Genomic DNA, 23,740 nt, shown 5'->3' on the forward strand with positions numbered 1-23,740 from the left:
TTAGTTCCCTTGACCATAAGTGGAAAATAGACTATCAAACATCCGATGGTATGGTTTCTGGTATTTTTGAGACTAGTTGGAAAGAAGAGGAAAAGAAAAAAACATCTACTAGCAAAATGAAAAAATCTGATGGTTATGATAGTTTTAATATTACTATTGAAGTATTTGATGAGAAATATACTCCCCTGTAATATCAACTTTATCTGAACTATATATATGCTCACTAACTTCTTTAGTATTTTTCGAACTATATTGCTTATAGACAAAAAAACAAACTAAGCCTAGGATAGTTATACAAATAATAGAGCCCCAAAATATAAATTCCTGTTTTTTAACTCTATCTGCTACCCTGTAACTTTTCCTCATATTTCTCTCCGATTCATTTAATAATTTTAACTCCCTTACAAAACCAATGTTATTATAACTTTTTGGATTAGAATTGTAAATCCTTAAAATAAATATATGAGTTATTTCTAAATAGAAAATACTAATAAATCCCCCAGCAGCCTCCTGCTGGGGGATTCTCATTAGATCAAAGATTGCTAGCCAATCAAACTTCCATTTGGGACCTTTTCGTCCACGGTAAGGAGAGTCAGTTGGTCGCCGTGCTCGGCTGATAGAATCATACCTTGGCTGATGCGGCCCATCATTTTGCGCGGTTTGAGGTTGGCTACGATTTGGACTTTCTTACCGACCAGTTCTTGCTCGTTTGGATAGTATTTAGCAATACCAGAGAGGATTTGGCGGTCCTCACCGTCACCTGCATCCAAGCGGAATTGAAGCAACTTATCAGATCCTTCGACTTTAGAAACTTCTTTGACTTCTGCGACACGGATTTCTACCTTATCAAAGTCGTCAAATTTGATAGCATCACGATTAAGTTTGAGCTCGACTTCTTCTGGATTCCATTCTTTTTCAACCGCAGGTTTGCCAGCTTCCATTTGTTCTTTGATATAGGCAATTTCTTCTTCCATATCCAGGCGCGGGAAGATTGGTGTGCCTTTCTCTACGACTGTCAGACCTGCTGGGAGCTGGTCAATTGCTAGGTTTTCCAGAGACGCAGCTTGAGGCAAGCCAAGTTGGCTGAGGACAGACTTGCTCGTTTCCATCATGAAAGGCTCAATCATGTGGGCCACAACACGAAGGCTGGCTGCTAAGTGGCTCATGACTGCTGCCAGTTCTTTGACCTTGGAATCATCCTTAGCCAGAACCCAAGGAGCTGTTTCATCGATGTATTTATTGGTGCGGGAGATGAGCGTCCAGACTGCTTCTAGGGCGCGTGGGTAGTCTACTGCATCCATGTGTTTGTAGTAGTCAGCGATGGATTCAGATGCCACCTGAGCCAGAGCTCCGTCAAAATCCGTAACATTTTCTTCATAGGCTGGCACTTGACCATCAAAATACTTATTAATCATAGAAACCGTACGGTTGAGGAGGTTTCCGAGGTCATTGGCCAATTCATAGTTGATCCGACCTATATAGTCCTCAGGAGTGAAGGTTCCGTCTGAACCAACAGGAAGACTGCGCATGAGGTAATAACGCAGGGCATCCAAACCATAGCGTTCTACCAGCATTTCAGGATAGACCACATTGCCCTTGGACTTGGACATCTTGCCATCCTTCATAACAAACCAGCCGTGAGCAATCAAGCGGTCAGGCAGCTTAATATCCAGCATCATGAGCAGGATTGGCCAGTAGATAGAATGGAAACGCAGAATGTCCTTAGCTACCATATGATAAACTGTTCCATTATTCCAAAATTTATCGTAGTTAGCATGATCATCCTGACCATATCCAAGGGCTGTCACATAGTTGAGCAGGGCATCAATCCAGACATAGATAACGTGTTTAGGATTAGATGGCACAGGCACGCCCCAAGTAAAGGTCGTCCGAGATACAGCCAAGTCTTCCAGACCTGGCTCAATGAAGTTTTTCAACATTTCATTGAGACGTCCATTCGGTGTGATAAAGTCTGGATGAGATTTGAAAAATTCTACCAAGCGGTCTTGGTACTTGCTGAGGCGCAGGAAATAAGACTCTTCTGATACCCATTCCACTTCATGTCCAGACGGCGCAATTCCGCCAGTTACTTTCCCATTTTCATCACGGAAGACTTCAGCTAGCTGGCTTTCTGTGAAGAATTCCTCATCTGATACAGAATACCAGCCTGAATATTCACCCAAGTAGATATCATCTTGGGCTAAGAGACGTTCAAAGACATCGGCTACAACCTTTTCATGGTAGTCATCGGTCGTCCGGATAAATTTATCATAAGAAATGTCCAGCAGTTTCCAGAGTTCCTTGACCCCAACTGCCATACCATCGACATAAGCTTGAGGGCTGATACCAGCCTCCTCAGCTTTTTGCTGAATCTTCTGTCCATGCTCATCAAGACCAGTCAGATAGAAAACATCGTAGCCCATGAGACGCTTGTAGCGAGCCAAAACGTCGCAGGCAATAGTTGTAGTAGCATTACCGATATGGAGCTTACCACTCGGATAGTAGATAGGGGTTGTAATATAAAACGATTGTTTTTCAGTCATTTTTAATCCTTTCAAGGCTAATGAAACCTTTTTTAATAGCACTTCATTATATCATATTTTGTTAAGTTTGCGAAAAGATAGTCACCTATAGTAAACATAAATAAAAACCTAGAAAATCTTCTAGGTTTAATAGGTCACAACATTCAAGTTGCCACTTTCATACTCTGCGATGAAGATGTTAGAAATATCAGTATAACCGTCTTTAGCCAGTCTCTCCACCAGCCATTCTTCTGTTTTGTCAATAGACTCTAGAATATCAATTTGGACAACACCATCTGTGATAAGGGGATATTTAGGATTCTCTTCACCAGCTTGTACAATAATCAGCTGGCCGTTTTGCTCTATAACCGCCCGTTTGACCTGCTTGAGCTGGAAAATACCTTGGCTGCGTAGCTTCAAAGCTACATCTGCTGCTGAAAGACCAACAGAACGGCAGGCTTCGGGACTCAATTTCCCGTGCTGAATCAACGTTGTCGGCTTGCCATCAATCAAATGCTTAACCGCACGGACATTGTTATTGAGCCACTTCAGGGTCAAGACCAAGATGGTCCACATGATGAGAATGACTGCATACTGAAGAATGTTAATGGAGCTATTGTAAATCACCCCGCCGATAATACCACCAAGAACATAGTTTTGAATCTGGTCAATCGCTGAATTGGGCGCCAGATTTCCTTTTCCCGTCACGTTGATGACAAAAACCAGTGAGAAAAGCCCCAGCGCTAGTTTAATTAGGATTTCAAGAAAATTCAATGTCATTTTTCAACCTCCACTATTTCTATATCTGTCGTCTTATGCAAGTTAATTTTTTCAAGCAGATATTTATCCGGCTCACTGCCGCTCATAGCCCGATAAAAGTTCTTTCCGACCTTCAAAATCGCTCCATCCGTCGCGGCTGAAGTATTGACATAGACCTCCGACTTATCCACACCCAAATCTTCTGAAATGACCTCAATAAAATGCAGAGAGGTTTGAAACAGGTTGTTAGAGGCTTGGTCAGTCTGAAAATTACTAATACCAATCAAGACCATGGCCACCAAGGCCAAAACAGAGATGATGGCTAGTTCTCGAAATTTTGAATCACGCTTATTGCGATAGGCCTTAAAAGCAAAAAATCCTGTCACAAGCAGCAGCAAGACAGAAAGCGCAACTGTCACCCAGTTTTGCTGACTAATCTGACTCAAAACATAATCATAAGAATAGAACTTCATGGTGTCTTCCCCCTATTTTTCTAGAAACATTATAGAAAAATTTTCATTATTTTTCAAGCTTTCTTACAATCACTTTGCTATAAATCAGTTCTAAATTTTGTTATAATAAACTCAGTAAATTTTACTAGAAAAGGAAATTTTATGAAACTCATCTCTTGGAACATTGACTCTCTCAACGCTGCATTGACCAGTGATTCTGCCCGCGCTCAGCTCTCTCAAGCCGTCCTTCAAACCTTGCAAGCTGAAAACGCAGATATTATCGCCATTCAGGAAACAAAACTGTCTGCGACAGGTCCGACAAAAAAGCACCTGGAAATTTTGACAAAGCTTTTCCCTGACTATGAAAACACTTGGCGCTCCTCCCAAGAACCTGCCCGCAAAGGCTATGCAGGAACCATGTTCCTCTACAAAAAAGAACTAACGCCAACCGTAACCTTCCCAGAAATCGGCGCTCCGTCAACCATGGATGTTGAAGGCCGCATCATTACGCTGGAATTTGACGGTTTCTTTGTCACTCAGGTCTATACGCCTAATGCTGGCGATGGTCTCAAACGCTTGGATGACCGTCAAGTCTGGGATGCCAAATACGCTGAATACTTGGCAACACTAGATGAACAAAAACCAGTACTTGCAACTGGTGACTATAATGTGGCCCACAAGGAAATCGACTTGGCCAATCCAGCCAGCAACCGCCGTTCACCAGGCTTTACCGACGAAGAGCGCGCTGGCTTTACCAACCTGCTGGCTAAAGGCTTCACCGACACCTTCCGCCACTTACACGGCGATATCCCCAACCAATACACTTGGTGGGCGCAACGCAGCAAGACTTCTAAAATCAACAATACAGGCTGGAGAATCGACTACTGGCTGACAAGCAACCGCGTGGCTGACAAGGTGACCAAGTCTGATATGATTGACTCCGGAGCACGCCAAGACCACACACCCATTGTCATGGAGATTGAACTCTAAGGAGAAAACGAATGGACTATCAAGCTGTCATTCCTGAATTTGTAGTATCTGACATCGAAAAATCACGCCACTTCTACTGCGACTTGCTGGGATTCTCTGTCGAATACGAGCGTCCAGAGGAGAAATTTCTCTTCCTCTCGCTTGAAGACTGCCAACTTATGCTAGAAGAAGGCCGCGCAGAAGAATTAGCTCAGCTGACCTATCCTTTCGGGCGCGGTGTCAATATTTCTTTTGGTATTGAGGATGTCCCTCAGCTCCACCAAAAACTGCTGGAAGCTGACTATCCCATCCATCGTCCCCTTACAAAAAGAGAATTTCGAGTAGGAGATACCTTTATTTACCCTCATGAATTTGCGATTTTGGATCCAGATGGTTATTTTTTAAGATTTAGTGAATAAGAAAGCGAAGTCATCGGACCTCGCTTTTTAAATGTCTTTAAAGTTATAGAGTTGTGGATAGTGATCGCACTCGGGATTTTTAGGATGACAGATGGCACGGCCAAAGTAAATCATGGCCTGATGAGCTGGCAACCAACGTTCCGGTGGAAGGACATCCATAACTCGCTTTTCTACTTCCAGTGGCGTTGCCGACTTTTTAACGATATCATGGTGCTTGCAGATGCGCTCCACATGAGTATCGACAGCAAAGGCTGGAATACCAAAGCCCACACTCATGACTACATTGGCCGTCTTGCGACCAACACCAGCAAGACTTTCCAATTCAACCCGTGTTTGCGGGACTTGGCCATCAAAATCGTCCAAAAGCTGCTGGGCACATTTCTTCAAAAACTTGGCCTTATTGCGATAGAGCCCGAGGCGAGAGATGTATTTAGCAATGTCTGCTTCACCAGCCGCAGCCATGTCTTGAGGACTTGGATAGGCTTCAAATAAAGCCGGCGTTGCCTTATTGACCGCAGCATCTGTTGTCTGAGCCGACAGCATGACCGCTACTAAAAGCTCAAAATGATTACGAAAATCCAGACTGGGCTTGGCGTCAGGGAAGAGAGCGATAATCTCTTCAATCACATGACGAGCCCGTTTTTTTGATAAAACCATGATTCTTCTTTCTAAGATTGAGATAGATTTATTATATCATGAAAAGAAGAAGCATCCAAAAATCATGATTGAGAATGCAGCTGTTCTTAATACTTTACAAACCTAACTCTTCATACGCCTTTCGGTAGCCAATCTGCAAGATTTGGTTATCTCGAACCAAGAGCGGTCGTTTAATCAGCATGCCGTCCGTAGCCAGTAAATCTGCAGCTTCCTGAGCAGATAAATGCGGAACTTTTTCTTTTAGTCCCAGTTCACGGTATTTGAGGCCGCTAGTATTGAAAAAGGCCTTGATCTCAAAGTCCGAGTTCTGAATCCAGTCTAGGAGCTGATCCCGGCTAGGTGTATTTTGGACAATATCCACCGCTTCAAAATCCACTCCTAATTGATTGAGTTCAGCCTTGGCCTTGCGGCAGGTAGAGCATTTTGGGTATTCGATAAATTGTAACATTGTTTTTCCTCCGTCCCTATGATAGCCCAGCTAGCTCCTTCTTGTCAAGCCGAGACTTATTAGAAAAAGCCGACAAGCGAAAGGCTCATCGGCAGGCACAGACGCATTCCATGAAGAAACACCTCTATTTTTTGATTAAACGCACGCGCACAATATTATCGCTATTCTCAAATTTATCAACCAGCTCCTGAATCTTGCTTTCGTCTGACTCATCCAGATCCAGCAAAGTATAGGCATAATCACCCTTGGAACGATTAATGATATTGTCGATATTGATATTCAAGTCACTAACAGCTGTTGAAATCCGAGCCACAATATTCGGTACATTTTTGTTAATCAGGGTAATCCGATAAGGCGCTGAGAGAGCCTGACGGACATTAGGGAAATTCACTGAGTTGATAATCTCGCCTGTTTCCATGAAGCGTCGAATGGTTTTCCCAGCCATAATGGCACAGTTGAGCTCAGCTTCTTCGGTCGATCCGCCCAGATGCGGAAAGACTGTAATCTGCGGATGACGGAGCAGCTCATCTACACCAAAGTCTGTGATATAGCGCTTGATAACACCTGCTTCCAAGGCTTCAAAGAGGGCAGCGTTGTCCACCAGCTCGCCGCGGGCAAAGTTGATAAGAGTCGTTCCTTTTTGCATGAGACCAAAAGCAGCCTGATCAAAAGTAGCTCGTGTATCCTCAGTCAGGGGCACATGAATAGTGATATAATCACTCTTCTCAAAGATTTCCTTAATGTCTGCTACCCGCTTGACATGGCTAGAGATATTCCAAGCCGTTTCAATGGATACATAAGGATCATAGCCTAAGACGTTCATCCCCAGGCGATAGGCATCGTTAGCAATACGGCCGCCGATAGCTCCTAACCCAATGACTCCCAAAGTCTTCTCTGCAATCTCTGTCCCAGCAAACTGCTTCTTACCAGCTTCCACTTGCTTGGGAACATCATCTCCAGAAAGGCCGTTAGCCCAACTGTTAGCTGCGATATAGTCACGCGCAGACAGGAGAATGGAAGCCAAGACTGCTTCTTTCACCGCATTGGCATTAGCTCCTGGCGTGTTGAAGACCACAATTCCCTGAGCCGTTGCCTGGTCGACAGGAATATTATTGGTTCCTGCGCCTGCCCGCGCAATAGCTTTGAGCTTGCTTGGAAATTCCTGTCCATGCAGGTTTTGACTGCGCAGGATATAAGCATCCGGATTGTCAGACTTATCTCCGTCAATCTGAAAAGTATTGCCCAGCTCCTTGAGCCCGATTTGATTGATATTGTTAAAGGTTTTGACACTGAAGACCATAGATTCCCTCCCTTAAGAATTCTCTTCTTCAAATTTCTGCATAAAGGCAATCAAGTCCTTGACACCTTGGAGCGGAAAGGCATTGTAGAGACTAGCTCTCATGCCGCCTACACTGCGGTGCCCCTTGATATTCTTGAATCCCTCTGCTGCGGCCTCTTTGTTAAACTTGGCATCCAGCTCTGGAGTTGGTGATACAAAGGGAATATTGGCGACTGAGCGCTGCTCCTTATAACGGACTGGACTGCGGTAAAAGTCAGATTGCTCAATGAAGTCGTACAAAAGGCCAGATTTTTCACGATTGCGCTTTTCCATTTCTGCTACGCCACCCAGCTCCTTGACCCACTCAAAGACCAGTTTGGCCATATAGATGGCGAAAGTCGGTGGTGTATTGTAAAGAGAGCCATTGTCCGCCTGAATGCGGTAATCCAACATACTAGATAGAACTGGCTCATCATCCAGCAAATCTTCTCGGATAATGACAACTGTCACGCCGGCAGGTCCGATATTCTTCTGAGCCCCAGCATAAATCAAACCGAAATCCTCTACTCGGTATTGAGCAGCAAGGATATTAGAAGACATGTCCGCTACAATCGGCACGCCATTGGTTGCTGGGAGGTCATAAATAGCCGTTCCTTCGATAGTATTATTGGTTGTTAGATGCACGTAAGCCGCCTGCGGATCAATCTCCTTTTCATCAAAAGAAGGAATTTCTGTGTAATTTAAATCCTCTGACGAAGCCAAAAGAATAGGCTCAAAAGGAATAAACTTAGACAGTTTGACTGCTTCGGTGTAAGCTTTCTTTCCCCAAGATCCAGCCACTAAGTAATAGGCCTTACCGCCTTGAGCTAGATTAAGGGGAATCATGCTAAACTGGGTAGAAGCCCCACCCTGCAGAAAGAGCACGCGATAATTGTCCGGAATATCCATGAGCTCACGCAGCAAGCTCTCAGCTTCTTTTATAATATCGTCAAATTCCTTGGATCGGTGGGACAGCTCCATCACACTCATGCCACTTTGGGCATAGTCTAAAAACTCAGCCTGAGCTTTTTTCAAGACTTCCTTGGGCAATACTGCTGGTCCAGCAGAAAAATTGTAAATTGTCATATCCTACCTCCAAAATTTATTTTGTATATCATATCACAAAGTTTAGAAAATATCTATTTTATTTCAGAAATCTAGCACTTTTTTAGCCAATTCCCGAACATTGTTGAAATATAGATAAGCAAAACCAACTGTCTAATCCAGATAACAAAAAAAATCCTGAGTTTAGGTCAGGATTAAATAATCTTACTAAAAAGCTGAGTTACGCTTTTTCCAATTCTAAAAGAGACAACTGGTTGTATTGAGAAATTTCTGAGCTTCTATCAATCCTTATTTTCATGATAAACCGCATAGAGCTCGCTCTTGTTCCTGCCGTATTTCTTGGCCACTTCCTTGATGGCATGATTTTTTTTGCTGCCGGCTTCAACTAAAAGATCAATCTCAGCTAGGATCTGCTCTTGAGAAATTTCTTGTGGAGCATCTTCTGCCGCCCCAGCTACAATCAAGAGACACTCTCCTTTAGGCGGATGTTCAGCCGTATAGGCCAGCAACTCTGAAATCAGCCCTCGTTGATACTCTTCGTGAATCTTAGTCAACTCACGCACCAAAACGACTTGTCGGTCACCATAAACTGCCAGCATGTTTTCCAGCGTAGCCCGAACCCGATGAGGGGATTCGTAGAAAATCTGGGTCTCAGGATAAGATTTTTTGCTAGTGAAAAATTCCTTCTGCTGGCCAGCCTTTCTAGGCAGAAAGCCATAGAAAATATGCGGTTGGGGAGCCAGTCCGCTGGCAATCAAGGCTGTTATTCCAGCACTAGGACCAGGAATTGGCACTACAGTAATTCCAGCTTCTAGCGCTGCCTGAACCAAATCATGTCCAGGATCAGAAATACTGGGCAGACCAGCATCCGAAACCTGAGCTATATCATTTCCACTTTGAAGCATGTCCAAGAGAACTGGAATTTTCTCCTTGGCATTGTGCTCATGAAAACTGATCTGCTTAGTCTCAATCCCAAAATGCTTGAGCAGAAGGCCAGTATTTCTCGTATCTTCAGCCGCAATCCTGTCAACCTCTTTCAAGGTATTGACCATGCGGAGGCTCATATCATCCAGATTGCCGATAGGAGTAGCGACCAGATAGAGTTTGCCGTAGGCAGTTTCGCCCTTAAAACTTTTTTGAACCTGCATCACTACTCCCTAAATAACAATTCATCGCAGAACATGCACTCTGCGTCATTCTCCCGGCGCTGACCGTAGAAATCTGTACATACATGAAAGCCGTCATAGTAAAGCTTACGCAGATTATCTCGGTTTTTCTTGGTCTTGGCCGGAGCTTCCTTCTCCACTTCTCCCAAGCGCTCCCTCAGCTTGTCATTTTCCAGATGCAGAGCAATATTTTCCTCTACCACACTCTTGAGATTTTTCTTGACAGCCTCCACCTCAGCAAGGGTCACTAAAAGCGTCTGTGAAAAATCATCCAAGGCGTCAAATAAGTCTTTTTTATCCATTTTATACTCCTGTGCTGCCTCTTTTTACTTTCCCTTCAAAGTCATATATTCTAAAGCGTTTTGAAAAGATACATTGGCCCGCCACATCTTCCGAGCCAGTAAAAGCTGCTCCAAGGCCTGTCGACCGCTTTCTGTTGCTATCTCTTTATAAAATAATACTTCCAAGAGCTTGAAGACCTGTTCCTGCTTCTCCTTATCATCAGCCAGCTTTGCCAGACGCGAAACCTGCAGAAATGCCTGACTGGAGCGAGTCTGAAAATCCTTGACAAAGCGCTCGCATTCGCTGACTAATTCAAAAAAGGTATTATTATGAGCCAAGCTAGCCGCTTCTGACTGAGTCTGACTATAAGCAGCTAGTAGCTCCGCTCGACTTTTAATCAAGCCATCCTGTTCCAAACTGTGCTGCAGAGCAGCTGTATTTTTCAAGAAATGATAAACCTGAGTCCGACTTCGAATCGTCGGCAGAATCAGCTGTTCATCAGCAGTCAGAAGAAAGATATAAATCTCACTCTGCGGTTCCTCAATGACTTTGAGCAAGGAATTGGCTGCATTGACGTGCATCCGATCCGCATCGCAGATAATGAAAACCTGCCGACTGCCTTCTAAGCCACTTTGAGAGAAGTTTCGGACCAGCTCCCGAACTCGGTCTGTTTTAATAATGTTATTAACCGGTCGCACCACAGTTACATCAGAAAAATCTTCTGCTGCAATCAAATGGCAAGTACGACAGGACTGACAAGGCCAGATGCCCTGCTTATTCTCACAAAAGAGACTCTGGGACAGGATTTGGGCCATTTCAAAACTGCCAAAAGCTCCGGTAAACAAGTAGGCATGACTAAGCCGCCCCTGTTCCAGAATATGCTGAAACTGCTCAAACAAGCTGGGCTGGCTTTGCTGTAAATCTTTTATCTTCATGACAGATTCCCAAATCGTTCCTGAATGATGGCCAAACTATCAGCCACTACCTTATCTAGTGGTTGACTGGCATCCACCTTGACGAAGCGCTCAGGCTCCTTGTCAAGAATCGCCAAATAGCCCTGCCGAACCCGCTCGTGCAGGTCTAAACCTTCCAGATCAAGCCGATTCACCTCTCGGCTCTCACTCTTAGCAATCCGCGCCAGCCCTTCTTCCACATCAATATCAAAATAGAGGGTCAAATCAGGCTTGAGTCCATCTGTCGCAAACTGATTGAGCCATTCAATATCTGCCACATCCAGACCCCGTCCGTAGCCCTGATAGGCCACTGAACTATCAATAAAACGATCCATCAAGACAAGCTTTCCTTGCGTTAAAGCTGGCAAAACCCGTTCAGCCAAGTGCTGACGGCGGCTAGCAATGTACAGCAAGAGCTCAGTTTTAGCATCCATAGCCGTATGACTAGGTTCCAAAATCACTTCGCGAATGGCCTCCGCAATCTGGACGCCGCCCGGCTCCCGCGTCGTAATAAGACCAGTGCCATAATTTTTCAAAAAAGGAAGCAAGGCTTCCAACACACTTGACTTTCCAGCCCCTTCTGGACCTTCTAGCGAAATCAAAATACCATTTTTCATCTTTACCTTGAATCTCTAACTTCTATTTTTTGATTTTTATAAGAAAATGCAGATGCGAATTGCTCTAAAGCTTGATATAAGCTACTTTTCAGAGTCCGTCCACATTACTGTGCAGGCTGATAAGAGCCGATTCCGTCAACTCGTTATTTTCATCCTACTCTTTTTTATCTATTGTTTATTTTACCAAAAAAAAAGCTAAAAGCCCATCATAAGAAAAGACTTTAAAAATTTTTTCAAAGTGTTTCACAAAGGCTAAATTTTTGGTAAAATATATTCAGAATAAATTTCTGGAAATAGATTTAGGAGGATGTTATGTTTAAATTAAAAAACGTACTGGCCATCATTTTTGGGGCTGGAATTTTTTCTTTTGGGATTCATTATTTGGTCATTCCTTTTCATTTATATGAAGGTGGCGCGACGGGTTTGACCTTGATTGCCTACTATCTGTTTAAAATCCCTGTCTCGACGACCAACCTGATTATTAACATTCCTCTCTTTATTATTGCTTGGAAGCTACTGGGCTCGCGAACCCTCTACCTCAGCATTCTGGGAACCTTCTCCGTGTCTGCTTGGCTCAAGATTTTTGAAATCCTACCTGCCTCCAAACACCTGCAAGACTATTTTCTCTCAGCTCTGGACGGGGATGTTTTACTGGCCTGTCTTGGAACAGGGATTGTTTTAGGGATTGGACTAGGCATCATCTTCAATGCTGGTGGAACGACGGGCGGTACTGACATTGTAGCCCGCATCTTTAATAAATACACGAGCATTTCCATGGGCAAACTCATGCTGACAGTTGACTTTGTAGTCATTACCTTGGTTCTCCTTGTTTTCAAAGACCTACGCATGGTGTCTTATACCCTAATGTTTGTCTTTATCACCTCGCGCGTCATTGACCTGATTGCAGAAGGAGGTTTTGCCGGCAAGGGATTCCTTATCGTTACCAGCAAACCGGCAGAACTTGCTGAAGCTATCAATAACAAGCTGGATCGTGGAGTGACCTTCCTCAAGGGCCAAGGCTTCTATAGCAAGCAGGATCTCCAGATTGTCTACTGTGTTGTTTCCCGTAACGAAATGCAGCAAATGAAGAAACTAATTAACCAAGTCGATCCATTTGCCTTTACAACTATTACCGAAGCCCATGAGATTTTGGGCGAAGGCTTCACTTTAGATGCCAACAAACAACCTATTGTACGTTAAAAACCTCATCTAATGATGAGGCTTTTTTATCGCTTATAAAGCTTTTGCAGAAGTATGTGTAATCTCAGCTAGCTCAATCGCATGCTCTTCAAATTTTTTCTTGAGAAGAGCTGTATCTATATTACCAGCTAACTGTACTTCAATGACGACTTTGCCATCCTTGCGTGGGATATTGACGGTATTGGATATGTTGAGATTTTCTTCCACCAGAAGACGGATAATCTGCTCAAGAACCCCCACCTTATTCTCAGTGACAAAGCGCAGACGGACTCCCTCTTCACCGTAGCCAGAAACTTCTAAGAAGGCCTTGAAAATATCGCGATCTGTGATAACTCCGTAAAGCTGCTCATTGTCCACGACAGGCAGGATGCCAATCTTATTTTTCAGCATCAGATAGGTCGCATCTTCCAGACTGGCAAACTGAGAAATCGTGACCACATCACGAATCATAACATCACCAACTTTTGTTTTGTTGAGAAGATAGTTCATCTCATAAATGGACAGGCTCGTTGCCTTAGATGGACTAGCTTCTGCAATCGTTCCTTCTGTCACCAGTCCCACTAGTTGGTCATTCTCAATCACCGGCAGACGGTGGAGTTTCTGCTCACGCATCATATCTGCTGCATGAGCAATCGTAGTATTTGGGCTGATATAAACCACCTTACGCGTCATAAAATCTTTAACTGCCATAAAAGTCCCCTCTACTTCCTATCCATAATTTTTATACTTATTATACTTTATTTTGAAGCTGATTTCAAACGCTTCCAAGGTCTTTGCCTAAGTTTTCAAAATTTAGAAAAATCCCGCGATTGGAAAAATTGAAGATAGGCAATGGTCAACTATACTAGCTTAACATCCAAGAGAAGAAAAAAGGTACTGCAGACCTTTTCAAAATGTATCCCAGATATTTTGAAGAAAACTCGCTCTCGCGAATTCCCATCTGCAACCTGAAACAATCCTCTGGACATCTTGACGAAAACCTTGTTTTCTTTATCTGCAACTTAAAAAGGTCCAATGGACCTTTTTAAAATGTTAAGTTACTATCGTAACTTTCTATCAACAACCTAAAAATGTCTCCCAGACATTTTTAGCCACCTAGATATGCTTTGCGGACTTCGTCAGAAGCGAGGAGCTCTTGTCCAGTTCCGGACAGAACAATTTTACCTGTTTCAAGGACATAACCGCGGTCGGCAATAGAGAGAGCCTTATTTGCATTTTGCTCAATCAAAAGAACTGTTGTGCCTTGCCGCTGGATATCTTGGATAATATCGAAGATTTCCTGGATAAAGATTGGCGCCAAGCCCATAGAAGGCTCATCCAAGAGCAACAGCTTAGGCGTAGACATCAAAGCACGTCCCATAGCCAGCATCTGCTGCTCACCTCCTGAAAGGGTTGCAGCATCTTGGTTTTTACGCTCTTCCAAGCGTGGGAAACGAGAGAAGACCTTTTTGAGATTGGCTTGATTTTCTTCTCGATTTGTTTTGAGAAAGGCGCCCATTTCCAAATTCTCCAAAACGGTCAAACCCGGAAATACATGACGGCCTTCTGGTACTTGCGAAAGTCCAGCTGCTACGATTTTTTGAGCAGGAACTTTTTGAATTTCATTGCCGACAAATTCAATTTTACCAGCACTTGGACGAACCAAGCCTGAAATCGTGCGGAGAATGGTCGTTTTCCCAGCACCATTGGCACCAATCAGGGAAACAACTTCTCCTTCGTTTACTTCAAAGCTGACATCACGGACAGCCTGAATCATGCCATAATGGACAGAGAGATTCTCAACTTTAAGCATGGACATTAGGCTTCACCTCCTAGATAAGCTTCAATAACGCGTTTGTCATTCTTGATTTCATCAGGTGTTCCGTGCGCAATCAAGCGGCCGTACTCCAGCACATAGATGCGCTCAGTGACTTCCATTACTAGACTCATGTCATGCTCAATCAGCATGATGGTAATGTTAAATTCGTTTTTAATCCGTCGAATCAATGCAGTCAGCTCTGCTGTCTCCTGAGGGTTCATCCCTGCAGCAGGCTCATCCAAGAAAAGGATCTTTGGCTCCGTTGCCAAAGCCCGAACAATCTCCAAGCGGCGCTGCTGACCATAAGCTAAGTTCTTAGCCAAGGTTTCTGCTTCCTTGTCCAAGTCAAAAATTTTCAGCAACTCCAAAGCCTTAGCTTTGAGTTCTTCTTCGTTTTTATAGTAAGCTGGCAGGCGGAGGAAAGAAGCCAACACATGAGCCTTATGATGATTACCAAAGGCAATCAAAACATTATCCAAAACACTAAGGTCCTTAAAGAGCCGGATGTTTTGGAAGGTCCGCCCTAGACCTAAAGAAGCAATCTTGTAAGGTACCTTACCATTGAGCAAATGACCATCTAGTGTCACTGTTCCTTCACTAGGCTCATAAACACCAGTCAAGAGGTTAAAAAGGGTCGTTTTTCCTGCACCATTAGGGCCAATCAGACCAACCAGCTCGCCCTCGTTGAGTTCCAAGGTTACATCGCTGACAGCAGTCAAACCACCAAAGTTTTTAGTTAGATTTTTCACATCAAGAAGTGCCATTATTCTTTGACCTCCTTATTCTTTTTGAAGAGCTTAGACAGGCTGAGCTCCCAAGTTCCTAAAAGTCCGCCTGGACGGAAAATCATGACCAAGATCAGGGCCAAAGAATAGACAATCATCCGAATGCTGGATACATCCTGCAGCAACATATTGAGAACTCCCAATACTACTGCAGCCACAATGGTTCCAGTCATCGATCCTAGACCACCAAAAACGACAATAATCAAGATATTGATAGTGTTGGTAAAGGAATAGTCCTTAGGAACAACTGATCCAACAAAGCCAGCTTGAAGAGAACCAGCAATAGAAGCCGTGATAGCTCCCAAGACAAAGGCTGTCACTTTGATTCTAGTAGTATTAACACCAACAGACTCGGCAGCAATCTCATCCTCACGGACAGACAGAGTACTGCGGCCAATAGGACTGCGCAGGAAATTCAAGGTCAAAATAGTTGTGATAACAACAAAGACATAGACCATCTGCCAAGAAGTAAAGGGCGGAATGGATAGGATACCAGCTGCGCCATTAGTCAAAGTACCGCCATTAATAATCAGAATACGGATAATCTCTGAGACACCAAGAGTTGCAATCGCGAGATAGTCCCCTTTAAGTCGCAGGGTCGGCAAACCAACTACTAAAGCCACAATACCAGCAATGATAGCTCCAGCCAGCATAGCAATGAAGAAAGCTCCATATGTTGGCGATTTAGAGCCAATAATCGCTACAGCGTAGGCACCGATAGCCATAAAGCCAGCATGGCCAAGAGAGAATTGGCCTGAGAATCCGACGATGAGATTAAGCCCCACAGCCAGAATAATATTAATCCCAATCTGCTCTAAGATTTGAATGTAAAAAGCATTGAGAACACCGGCACTAACCAATACTGTCATCAGCAGGTAGCCGATTAAGACAAGGCCAAGCCAAAAAATATTTATCTTTAAATTCTTTTTCATACCTTACACCTTCTCTTTCACATTTTTACCGAGGATACCAGCTGGACGAATCAGAAGAATGACAATCAAAATCGCATAGACAATGGCATCACGGAAATCAGATAGTCCAAGCGCTGTCGCAAAAGTTTCCAAAAGACCGATAACAAAGCCACCAAGCGCAGCACCAGGAATAATTCCAATACCACCTAGAACGGCCGCTACAAAGGACTTAATACCTGGAGTCATCCCCATCAAAGGCTCTAATGAATTATAGTAAAGGGCAATTAGAACACCAGCAGCTCCTGCAAGAGCTGACCCCAAAGCAAAGGTGAAGCTGATCGTGCGATTGACATTGATTCCCATCAGCTGAGCAGCATCACTGTCTACGGATACGGCCCGCATAGCCTTACCCATCTTTGTCTTCTGCACGATGAACTGCAGAGCCACCATGAGGAAAATCGAAATTCCCAAAATCAGCAACTGAATATTTGAGATAGAAATCGGTCCTAAGTTAAAGCGTACTGTTTTAATAACCTGCGGGAAGGAACGGGTATTGGCACCGACAAAGAAAATCATGCCATACTCAAGAAGAAAAGAGACCCCAATGGCTGTAATCAAAGCCGCAATCCGAGTCGAATTTCGTAGAGGACGATAGGCTAAAAACTCAATAACCACACCGAGAATCGCTGTCCCAATCATCGCTAAAATAAGAGAAAGGAAGAAATTAAACTTCAGGATATTAATCAAGTAATAACCCATAAAGGCACCAATCATATAGATATCGCCATGGGCAAAGTTAATCAGCTTAATAATCCCATAAACCATGGTATAACCCAAAGCCAGAAGCGCATAAACACTACCCAGGATTAGACCGTTGACTAATTGTTGGAGCATTAGACACCACTCTTTCTATAATAAAATAAGGAATGGGAGAAAAATCAGCAGACTAGGTCGTGATTTTATCATCCCACTCCCAAAATACGAATAATAGTTGATTGAGAAACGAAGAAGAATAGATTATAAAACGATACTCTCTCAAATCCGCAGATTCAGAAAGAAAGAAATCATCTACTAACTTGCTCAAGCAACTAAAAATAGAAAACAAGTCAAAGACTGGGATAGCCCCAGCCTCGTAATTCTTATTCCGCTTTAACTGTTTCTACAGTATCTACTTGACCGTCTTTCAAGCCAATCATCAAAGCTGTTTTCACTGGATTGTGATCTTTATCAATAGTGATTGAACCGGTCACTCCATCGAAATCTTTAAGCTTAGCCAAGTTGTCTTTGATATCTACAGAAGTTTTAGCACCTTTGGCTGCTTCTGCTGCCATATAAACAGAGTCATATGCCAGAGCTGCAAACATAGATGGCTCTTCTTTGTACTTAGCTTTATATGCTTCAATAAACTTCTTAGCTTTTTCTGACATTTCACCAGAAGTTGTAAAGCCAGATACATAGTAAACATTTGTAGCTGCAGCTGGAGTTGCTTGCTCAACGAACTTAGCATCACCAAAGCCATCAGGACCAACGATTGTTTGGTCAATACCCAAACCACGCGCTTGATTGACAATTTTACCAGCTTCAGTATAGTAACCTGGAACAACCAGAGCGTCAAATTCTTTACCCTTAATCTTTGTCAAAGCAGCTTGGAAGTCAGTATCCTTGGATTGGAAGGTTTCTGTTGCTACAATCTCACCTTTGAATTCCTTCTTGAAAGCATCCGCCATTCCTTTAGCGTAGTCACTAGATTGGTCGTAGTAAAGAACGACTTTCTTAGCTTTCAAGTTGTCAGTGACATACTTAGAAATGATTTTACCTTGGTAGCTATCAATAAAGGTAGCACGGAAAAGATAATCTTGCTTGTTGGTCAGGTCATCCTGTGTCGCACTTGGTGTAATGATTGGTACACCTGCTTTAGCAGCATTTGCAGTAGCTGAAGCTGTAGCTCCAGAAGTCGCAGGGCCAATGATTGCATTTACCTTGCTTTGGGTAACCAAGCTAGTAGTAATAGTAGATGCTTCAGCTGTTTCTGATTTGTTATCCTTATCAGTAACTTCAATCTTCTTGCCATCTACGCCGCCAGCAGCGTTGATTTCATCAACTGCCAACTGAGCACCATGTTGTTCAGCTGTACCGTAGGCTGCTACTTCACCTGATTCTTCAAAGTTAAAACCAAATTTAATCGTATCGCCAATTTCTGTACCAGTTGCTGTTGAGTTGTTGTTAGATACTTCTCCACAAGCTGCGAGAAGAGCCGCACTAGCAAAAGCTACTAGGGATAGTGCAAATTTTTTCTTCATTAGGAAATCTCCTTAAGTGATTTGATTGATGATATAGTAAGAATATATCGAATTATCTGACAATTGTCAACCCTTTATAGAAATTTTATCAAATGATAACGTTTTCTTGCTCTCTATACAGGCTTCCAACAAAGTTTTGATCTAGTTCTTTTATGTGAGAAATCCGAACTTGCTTAACATAGCGCTCCTTGGGCAGATTCTCCTGTAAGTTCTGGGCTTCCTCTTGCTTGACATAGAGATGCAGATAGCGATGCTTCTTAGAATGATAAATAATATCACCGAAGTTAGCCAGCTTTTTGGCATCTCGATTATAGTAAAGATAGACAATCAAGCCCACTCTTTCTTCTCTCTCTATCATAAAACTCCTTTCCGGTCCATGTAGTTCTTAGAAGATTATAGCAAAGATAGGGCAAAAAAACTAGCCCTGAAAAGCTTTATGATTAGCTTAAAACACTTAGTGTTGACAGACTAACAAATTTAAAACAGCAAAAAAGGAGCCACTTTTGGCTCCTCCTATGTTAGTTCAGATTGCTATTTTCCATGATTTCGTCAATAAAGCCGTATTCCAAGGTTTCTTGAGCGCTCATCCAGTAGTCGCGTTCTGCATCCTTGTGGATTTGCTCAATGGATTTGCCAGAGTTCTCAGCCAAGATTTTTTCCAAGGTATTCCGAGTTCTAAGCAAGTGCTCAGCTACAATGGCCATATCTGTTTGCTGGGTACCACTTCCAGCTCCTCCCATTGGTTGGTGAATCAGATATTCTGCATTTGGAAGCATGAAGCGTTTTCCTTTGGCACCACTGGAAGCAATGATCGTTCCCATGCTGGCAGCTACACCCATAACAATAGTCTGAACATCAGACTTGATGAAGTTCATAGTGTCCACAATAGCCAGACCTGCTGAAACAGAGCCTCCAGGTGTATTTACATAGAGGTAAATATCTTTAGTATTGTCCTGAGCATCCAAGAAAAGGAGCTGGGCAATGACTGAATTAGCCATATTATCCTCTACTGGACCAGTCAGCATGATAATCCGATCTTTTAATAGCCGAGAATAAATATCATAGGAGCGCTCCCCTCGGCTGGTTTGTTCAATAACTACAGGAATCATAGTTTTCTCTCTTTCTCTTTTTAAAATTTTCTATCAAACTAGGGAATAGAATTTCAAATTACGGAACTATTATATCCTTTTGGTCAAAAAAGGTCAAATAGAAACTTTTACTTAGTTCCAAAAAGACGATCTCCTGCATCTCCCAGTCCTGGTACGATATATCCATGGTCATTGAGATGGTCATCCAGGGCAGCTGTGAAAATATCAACATCTGGATGAGCTTCCTGCAAGGCTTTTACTCCTTCAGGCGCTGAAACCAAACATACAAATGTAATGTGGCTAGCACCACGTTTCTTGAGAGAATCCACCGCCAAGATCGCAGAACCACCAGTAGCCAGCATTGGATCTACAACAAAAATCTGACGTTGGTCAATATCTTCTGGCAGCTTGACCAGATATTCAACCGGCTTCAAGGTTTCCTCATCACGGTACATTCCGATATGCCCAACTTTAGCTGCTGGAACCAAGCTCAGAAGTCCATCCACCATGCCAATACCAGCCCGCAAGATTGGAACAATAGCCAATTTTTTACCTGCAATCTGCTTTTGAATGGTTTTCGTAATCGGTGTTTCAATTTCTACATCTTCAAGTGGTAAATCGCGCAAGACCTCATATCCCATGAGCATTGCGATTTCATCAACTAATTCACGAAATGCCTTGGTAGAGGTATCTGTACGACGCAAGATAGATAATTTATGTTGAATAAGCGGATGAGCGATAACTTCAAGTTTTCCCATGATTGGATTTCCTTCTTTCAATTTATTCTTCTTATTATATCAAAAAAAGAGTGAAAAGGCTTGCCATAAGCAAGCCTTTTCAAAGATTTTCTTCACCTTACAGCCATTCTCTATAGCGCTTGATATAAAGGTGTTTAACAAGGGTTACACTAACCATATAAAGCGCAATAATCAAGAAAAGGAAAAGGAAATAAGTGCCGTTCAGCGGAGCCGTCTTCAGAACTGACGCAAAGAGGCTGTATGGCAAGGAAGTAACAAAGAGAGCTGCTGCCATGGTCGTCACAATAACGGATAAAGCAGGACGGCTCTGCACAAATGGCAGCTTAGGTGAGCGCAGCATGTAGATGACCATGGTCTGGGTCCACATAGACTCAATGAACCAGCCTGTTTGAAAAAGAGTGATAAAGGTCTCTGCCTGTCCACTACCTGCTTGATAGCTACCTCCTGTTATCATAGGCACGATAATAAAGTAGAGCAACAAATAGGTCAAAACATCAAAAATGGATGAGATAGGCCCAATCCAAGCCATAAAGCGGGTAATAGAGTTAGCAGACCAAATCCGTGGTTTCTTGAGAAATTCACTGTCTACGTTATCAAAGGGCAGAGCGATACAGGACAAGTCATAAACCAGATTGAGGACAATCAGATGAACTGGTGCCATAGGAAGAAATGGCAAAAAGATACTGGCAAAGAGGAGAGAAAAGATATTCCCAAAATTGGAACTGACCGTCATCTTAATGTACTTGGTCATGTTGGCATAGACCTTGCGCCCTTCTACCAGCCCTTTCTCCAGAACCATAAGGTCCTTGTCCAGCAGAACGACATCTGCTGTTTCCTTGGCAATATCGACAGCTGTATCAACAGAAATACCCACATCTGCTACCTTCATAGAAGGTGCATCATTGATACCATCACCCATGTAGCCAACCTTGTGACCATTGGCCTTGAGTTGGAGAATGATCCGAGCTTTTTGGTCAGGTGAGAGCTTGGCAAAAACCGTTGTATGCTCTACTGCTTGGCTCAATTCCTCATCTGATAAAGCATCTACCTCTACGCCTAGTAAGATATTATCTACATCTAACCCAACCTTTTCACAAACTGCCTGGGTCACCTTATCATTATCACCGGTCAAAATCTTAGTAGCAACTCCGTACTCAGCCAAGGTTTCAATAGCTGGAGCCGCAGATGACTTAGGAGGATCTAGGAAAGCCAGATAGCCCGTCAAAATCATGTCGGACTCATCCTTCACTTCATAGTTGTAATCTTCTTCTAAGTCTGACTTGTAGCTAACACCAAGCACGCGCAGACCTTGCTCATTGAGTTGGGACACTTCCGCAAGGATTTCCTGACGAATCTCCTCAGTCAGTACTGTAATGCGATTCTTGTATTCTACATGGCTAGAGATAGCCAGCATTTCCTCCAAGGCCCCCTTGGTCACCATGCTGATAACATCCTCATCATCCTTGACGATAACGCTCATACGACGACGCTCGAAATCAAAGGGCAGTTCATCAATTTTCTTAAAGGTTTGGTCTAGATTACGGACAATCTCATGCTTTTCTGCTTCTTTCTCCGTCCGATTGATAATAGCCCGATCCATGAGATTTTTGAGACCAGTTTGATAGTAGGAATTGAGAAAAGCACGACGGAGCACTGCTAAGTCCAAATCTCCATGAATATCCAGCGGGTATTCTAACACAATCTCGTCTTGGGTCAGTGTGCCCGTCTTATCCGTACAAAGGATATCAATAGCTCCTAGGTCTTGGATGGCATTCAGCTTCTTAATCACGACCTTTTCCTGAGCCATGATAATAGAACCTTTAGCCAGGCTCGCTGTGATAATCATAGGCAGCATTTCTGGAGTCAGGCCGACCCCAACGCTGAGGGCAAAGACACCTGCTTCCAGCCAGTCGCCGTCTGTCAGACCGTTTATGAAGAACACGACTGGAACCATGACGAGCATCAGACGAATCAAGAGCCAGGAAATGCTATTCATCTCGCGCTCAAAAGAGGTCGGCTCGTCGTAAGTATTCAGCGTCTGCTCAATAGCTCCCATCATGGTCTCGTCGCCAACCACCAGCACCAGAGCTGTGGCTCTTCCGGAAATAACGTTGGTTCCCATAAAGGCCAGCGACTCTGTTTCTAAAAGGCTATCGAGATTTTGTTCATCTGACTTGATCAAACAGACCTTTTCTACTGCATCGCTTTCCCCTGTCAGACCAGACTGCTGAACAAAGAAATCACGCGAATCCAGCAGCAGTACATCTGCAGGAATCATGTCTCCAGCACTAAGTTTGATGATGTCTCCTACAACAAGCTCATCAATCGGCAGTTCCTGCTCTGCTCCTTCACGGATAACCGTAGCCGTGTTGACAATCAGCCGAGACAAATTACTAGCAGCGCGGTCGCTCCGCAATTCCTGAACAAAACGAATGCCTCCAGAAATCAGCACCAGAACAACAATGATGATGGAAGTCGTCGGATCTTCCTCACCAGGCTTAGCCAGCCAAACATTGGTCACTAAGGACACGAGGGCAATCACCAATAAGATGACTGTAAAGGGGTTAATGATAGACTCGTAAATTTTCTTTAGAATAGAGTCTTCCTGACCCTTTGTGATGATATTTTCACCATAGAGGTCACGATTTTCTTCGACCTGCTCTTCTGTCAGGCCGCGAAAAGAACTCTTGTAAAAAGCCAGAGTTTCTTTTACAGGAAGCTGCAGAGCAGCAACTAATCTTTCTTTTACTGTTTTCATTGGTTTCTCCTTGATGTATGATTGATAATTTTCATACACAGGGACCAATCACTTTATAAGGACAGAACGACACAAATCAGCGATTGGCTGTGTATGTGCGGTTCCGGATAATCGTCAATTTGCATCGCGTGTCTCCTTTCTTAATTTATAAAAACAATTAAAAGTCCCAAGATGCCTGCAAGACGTCAAAAGTGGCATTCATCTTCTGTGTCCAATCTTGCAATTCTGGAAAATTTTCTTTTAAAGAAAATCCAATAACTTCTTCACGTAAATTCCACCAATCTACAAKAGCAACTACTTGGATTGTTGCAATATTTAAAGAGAGCCCCTGCTCAGTAGCCAGTTTCTCTAACAAAGACAAACTCCGTATATTTCTCTCTTCAATTTGCTGATGTCTGTCTTTCCACCAATGTTCTTTTTCATGGAAAAATTTTTCCGCAACAATCGGCATTGTATTTTCCAAAATTCCTTCAGCAATGGACAGTATATTTAAAACATGCCATTTATCCATTCCA

Annotated in this window: 24 protein-coding genes and 2 pseudogenes; 4 read left to right on the top strand and 22 right to left on the bottom strand. The window is 43.2% G+C overall.

All coding sequences use genetic code 11. The features are described 5' to 3' along the window. Positions 1-191, top strand: a pseudogene (locus tag K4H96_RS10250) (DUF6287 domain-containing protein); the annotation flags it as partial. A gap of 351 nt (positions 192-542) precedes the next feature. Here the strand turns inward: K4H96_RS10250 and metG are convergent. From metG to K4H96_RS10265, 3 genes are all read right to left on the bottom strand, one after another. Continuing rightward, the gene (metG, locus tag K4H96_RS10255) at positions 543-2,543 is read right to left on the bottom strand and encodes a methionine--tRNA ligase (RefSeq protein ID WP_223337175.1); all 2,001 of its coding nucleotides are present in this window, start codon (positions 2,541-2,543) and stop codon (positions 543-545) included. Between the two features lie 126 nt (positions 2,544-2,669). After that, positions 2,670-3,302 carry a DUF421 domain-containing protein gene (locus K4H96_RS10260; protein WP_002909170.1) on the bottom strand — a complete coding sequence of 211 codons (633 nt, stop codon included), beginning with the start codon at positions 3,300-3,302 and terminating at the stop codon, positions 2,670-2,672. Continuing rightward, a complete protein-coding gene (locus K4H96_RS10265; RefSeq protein ID WP_223337176.1) occupies positions 3,299-3,754 on the bottom strand; it encodes a DUF3290 family protein in 456 nt (151 codons plus the stop codon). Before K4H96_RS10265 ends, K4H96_RS10260 begins: the two co-directional genes overlap by 4 nt. A gap of 141 nt (positions 3,755-3,895) precedes the next feature. Between K4H96_RS10265 and K4H96_RS10270 the strand changes: the two genes are divergently transcribed. Continuing rightward, positions 3,896-4,723, top strand: a complete 828-nt coding sequence (locus K4H96_RS10270; protein WP_125356709.1) for an exodeoxyribonuclease III — start codon at positions 3,896-3,898, stop codon at positions 4,721-4,723. An 11-nt stretch (positions 4,724-4,734) separates the two neighbouring features. Next, entirely contained in the window at positions 4,735-5,121 is a 387-nt protein-coding gene (locus K4H96_RS10275) for a bleomycin resistance protein (protein WP_223337177.1), read from the top strand. Positions 5,122-5,148: 27 nt separating this feature from the next. On the opposite strand, the gene nth is transcribed toward K4H96_RS10275, so the two are convergent. The 8 genes from nth to tmk form a co-directional block, all read right to left on the bottom strand. Further along, positions 5,149-5,778, bottom strand: a complete 630-nt coding sequence (nth, locus tag K4H96_RS10280) for an endonuclease III (RefSeq protein WP_223337179.1) — start codon at positions 5,776-5,778, stop codon at positions 5,149-5,151. Positions 5,779-5,872: 94 nt separating this feature from the next. Continuing rightward, the gene (locus K4H96_RS10285; protein WP_223337180.1) at positions 5,873-6,226 is read right to left on the bottom strand and encodes an arsenate reductase family protein; all 354 of its coding nucleotides are present in this window, start codon (positions 6,224-6,226) and stop codon (positions 5,873-5,875) included. A gap of 124 nt (positions 6,227-6,350) precedes the next feature. Then, entirely contained in the window at positions 6,351-7,526 is a 1,176-nt protein-coding gene (locus tag K4H96_RS10290; RefSeq protein WP_002894695.1) for a 3-phosphoglycerate dehydrogenase family protein, read from the bottom strand. Positions 7,527-7,538: 12 nt separating this feature from the next. Continuing rightward, positions 7,539-8,630, bottom strand: coding sequence for a 3-phosphoserine/phosphohydroxythreonine transaminase (serC, locus tag K4H96_RS10295; protein ID WP_223337181.1), 1,092 nt, complete (start codon positions 8,628-8,630; stop codon positions 7,539-7,541). Between the two features lie 260 nt (positions 8,631-8,890). Further along, on the bottom strand, positions 8,891-9,757 hold the full coding sequence (rsmI, locus tag K4H96_RS10300; RefSeq protein ID WP_223337185.1) for a 16S rRNA (cytidine(1402)-2'-O)-methyltransferase: 867 nt from the start codon (positions 9,755-9,757) through the stop codon (positions 8,891-8,893). A 2-nt stretch (positions 9,758-9,759) separates the two neighbouring features. Beyond that, entirely contained in the window at positions 9,760-10,077 is a 318-nt protein-coding gene (gene yabA / locus K4H96_RS10305; protein WP_002897077.1) for a DNA replication initiation control protein YabA, read from the bottom strand. A gap of 24 nt (positions 10,078-10,101) precedes the next feature. Next, positions 10,102-10,992 carry a DNA polymerase III subunit delta' gene (locus K4H96_RS10310; RefSeq protein WP_223337186.1) on the bottom strand — a complete coding sequence of 297 codons (891 nt, stop codon included), beginning with the start codon at positions 10,990-10,992 and terminating at the stop codon, positions 10,102-10,104. Next, entirely contained in the window at positions 10,989-11,627 is a 639-nt protein-coding gene (gene tmk / locus K4H96_RS10315; protein WP_223337188.1) for a dTMP kinase, read from the bottom strand. The genes K4H96_RS10310 and tmk overlap by 4 nt, the downstream gene beginning before the upstream one ends. Positions 11,628-11,939: 312 nt before the next feature. Between tmk and K4H96_RS10320 the strand changes: the two genes are divergently transcribed. Next, complete coding sequence (locus K4H96_RS10320) at positions 11,940-12,827, top strand: YitT family protein (RefSeq protein WP_002923623.1); 888 nt, start codon at positions 11,940-11,942, stop codon at positions 12,825-12,827. 33 nt (positions 12,828-12,860) lie between these two features. Here the strand turns inward: K4H96_RS10320 and K4H96_RS10325 are convergent, their stop codons facing one another. From K4H96_RS10325 to K4H96_RS10375, 11 genes and pseudogenes are all read right to left on the bottom strand, one after another. Then, positions 12,861-13,517 carry a CBS domain-containing protein gene (locus K4H96_RS10325; RefSeq protein ID WP_002905931.1) on the bottom strand — a complete coding sequence of 219 codons (657 nt, stop codon included), beginning with the start codon at positions 13,515-13,517 and terminating at the stop codon, positions 12,861-12,863. 397 nt (positions 13,518-13,914) lie between these two features. Next, positions 13,915-14,625 (bottom strand): ABC transporter ATP-binding protein, encoded by a 711-nt coding sequence (locus K4H96_RS10330; RefSeq protein ID WP_002894681.1) that lies wholly within the window; start codon positions 14,623-14,625, stop codon positions 13,915-13,917. Continuing rightward, positions 14,625-15,389 (bottom strand): ABC transporter ATP-binding protein, encoded by a 765-nt coding sequence (locus K4H96_RS10335; RefSeq protein ID WP_002913262.1) that lies wholly within the window; start codon positions 15,387-15,389, stop codon positions 14,625-14,627. The genes K4H96_RS10330 and K4H96_RS10335 overlap by 1 nt, the downstream gene beginning before the upstream one ends. After that, complete coding sequence (locus tag K4H96_RS10340) at positions 15,389-16,342, bottom strand: branched-chain amino acid ABC transporter permease (RefSeq protein WP_002914606.1); 954 nt, start codon at positions 16,340-16,342, stop codon at positions 15,389-15,391. Before K4H96_RS10340 ends, K4H96_RS10335 begins: the two co-directional genes overlap by 1 nt. A 3-nt stretch (positions 16,343-16,345) precedes the next feature. Next, positions 16,346-17,215, bottom strand: a complete 870-nt coding sequence (locus K4H96_RS10345) for a branched-chain amino acid ABC transporter permease (protein ID WP_002897070.1) — start codon at positions 17,213-17,215, stop codon at positions 16,346-16,348. A gap of 245 nt (positions 17,216-17,460) precedes the next feature. Beyond that, positions 17,461-18,621: an ABC transporter substrate-binding protein gene (locus K4H96_RS10350; protein WP_072074399.1), complete on the bottom strand. Its 1,161-nt coding sequence runs from the start codon at positions 18,619-18,621 to the stop codon at positions 17,461-17,463. A gap of 88 nt (positions 18,622-18,709) precedes the next feature. Continuing rightward, complete coding sequence (locus tag K4H96_RS10355; RefSeq protein WP_002920616.1) at positions 18,710-18,979, bottom strand: YlbG family protein; 270 nt, start codon at positions 18,977-18,979, stop codon at positions 18,710-18,712. Between the two features lie 160 nt (positions 18,980-19,139). Further along, the gene (locus K4H96_RS10360) at positions 19,140-19,757 is read right to left on the bottom strand and encodes an ATP-dependent Clp protease proteolytic subunit (protein ID WP_223337333.1); all 618 of its coding nucleotides are present in this window, start codon (positions 19,755-19,757) and stop codon (positions 19,140-19,142) included. Positions 19,758-19,837: 80 nt separating this feature from the next. Continuing rightward, on the bottom strand, positions 19,838-20,467 hold the full coding sequence (gene upp, locus K4H96_RS10365) for a uracil phosphoribosyltransferase (RefSeq protein ID WP_002903228.1): 630 nt from the start codon (positions 20,465-20,467) through the stop codon (positions 19,838-19,840). 97 nt (positions 20,468-20,564) lie between these two features. Beyond that, positions 20,565-23,225 carry a magnesium-translocating P-type ATPase gene (mgtA, locus tag K4H96_RS10370; protein WP_223337189.1) on the bottom strand — a complete coding sequence of 887 codons (2,661 nt, stop codon included), beginning with the start codon at positions 23,223-23,225 and terminating at the stop codon, positions 20,565-20,567. A 157-nt stretch (positions 23,226-23,382) separates the two neighbouring features. Next, positions 23,383-23,740, bottom strand: a pseudogene (locus K4H96_RS10375) (glutathione S-transferase); the annotation flags it as partial.

The organism is Streptococcus sanguinis, assembly GCF_020729765.1.
In the GTDB taxonomy this organism is placed as follows: domain Bacteria; phylum Bacillota; class Bacilli; order Lactobacillales; family Streptococcaceae; genus Streptococcus; species Streptococcus sanguinis_Q.

Bases quoted from the DNA above. Each gene is read 5' to 3' on its own strand.
- metG (WP_223337175.1), bottom strand. From the start codon at position 2,543: ATGACTGAAAAACAATCGTTTTATATTACAACCCCTATCTACTATCCG.
- K4H96_RS10260 (WP_002909170.1), bottom strand. From the start codon at position 3,302: ATGACATTGAATTTTCTTGAAATCCTAATTAAACTAGCGCTGGGGCTT.
- K4H96_RS10265 (WP_223337176.1), bottom strand. From the start codon at position 3,754: ATGAAGTTCTATTCTTATGATTATGTTTTGAGTCAGATTAGTCAGCAA.
- K4H96_RS10270 (WP_125356709.1), top strand. From the start codon at position 3,896: ATGAAACTCATCTCTTGGAACATTGACTCTCTCAACGCTGCATTGACC.
- K4H96_RS10275 (WP_223337177.1), top strand. From the start codon at position 4,735: ATGGACTATCAAGCTGTCATTCCTGAATTTGTAGTATCTGACATCGAA.
- nth (WP_223337179.1), bottom strand. From the start codon at position 5,778: ATGGTTTTATCAAAAAAACGGGCTCGTCATGTGATTGAAGAGATTATC.
- K4H96_RS10285 (WP_223337180.1), bottom strand. From the start codon at position 6,226: ATGTTACAATTTATCGAATACCCAAAATGCTCTACCTGCCGCAAGGCC.
- K4H96_RS10290 (WP_002894695.1), bottom strand. From the start codon at position 7,526: ATGGTCTTCAGTGTCAAAACCTTTAACAATATCAATCAAATCGGGCTC.
- serC (WP_223337181.1), bottom strand. From the start codon at position 8,630: ATGACAATTTACAATTTTTCTGCTGGACCAGCAGTATTGCCCAAGGAA.
- rsmI (WP_223337185.1), bottom strand. From the start codon at position 9,757: ATGCAGGTTCAAAAAAGTTTTAAGGGCGAAACTGCCTACGGCAAACTC.
- yabA (WP_002897077.1), bottom strand. From the start codon at position 10,077: ATGGATAAAAAAGACTTATTTGACGCCTTGGATGATTTTTCACAGACG.
- K4H96_RS10310 (WP_223337186.1), bottom strand. From the start codon at position 10,992: ATGAAGATAAAAGATTTACAGCAAAGCCAGCCCAGCTTGTTTGAGCAG.
- tmk (WP_223337188.1), bottom strand. From the start codon at position 11,627: ATGAAAAATGGTATTTTGATTTCGCTAGAAGGTCCAGAAGGGGCTGGA.
- K4H96_RS10320 (WP_002923623.1), top strand. From the start codon at position 11,940: ATGTTTAAATTAAAAAACGTACTGGCCATCATTTTTGGGGCTGGAATT.
- K4H96_RS10325 (WP_002905931.1), bottom strand. From the start codon at position 13,517: ATGGCAGTTAAAGATTTTATGACGCGTAAGGTGGTTTATATCAGCCCA.
- K4H96_RS10330 (WP_002894681.1), bottom strand. From the start codon at position 14,625: ATGTCCATGCTTAAAGTTGAGAATCTCTCTGTCCATTATGGCATGATT.
- K4H96_RS10335 (WP_002913262.1), bottom strand. From the start codon at position 15,389: ATGGCACTTCTTGATGTGAAAAATCTAACTAAAAACTTTGGTGGTTTG.
- K4H96_RS10340 (WP_002914606.1), bottom strand. From the start codon at position 16,342: ATGAAAAAGAATTTAAAGATAAATATTTTTTGGCTTGGCCTTGTCTTA.
- K4H96_RS10345 (WP_002897070.1), bottom strand. From the start codon at position 17,215: ATGCTCCAACAATTAGTCAACGGTCTAATCCTGGGTAGTGTTTATGCG.
- K4H96_RS10350 (WP_072074399.1), bottom strand. From the start codon at position 18,621: ATGAAGAAAAAATTTGCACTATCCCTAGTAGCTTTTGCTAGTGCGGCT.
- K4H96_RS10355 (WP_002920616.1), bottom strand. From the start codon at position 18,979: ATGATAGAGAGAGAAGAAAGAGTGGGCTTGATTGTCTATCTTTACTAT.
- upp (WP_002903228.1), bottom strand. From the start codon at position 20,467: ATGGGAAAACTTGAAGTTATCGCTCATCCGCTTATTCAACATAAATTA.
- mgtA (WP_223337189.1), bottom strand. From the start codon at position 23,225: ATGAAAACAGTAAAAGAAAGATTAGTTGCTGCTCTGCAGCTTCCTGTA.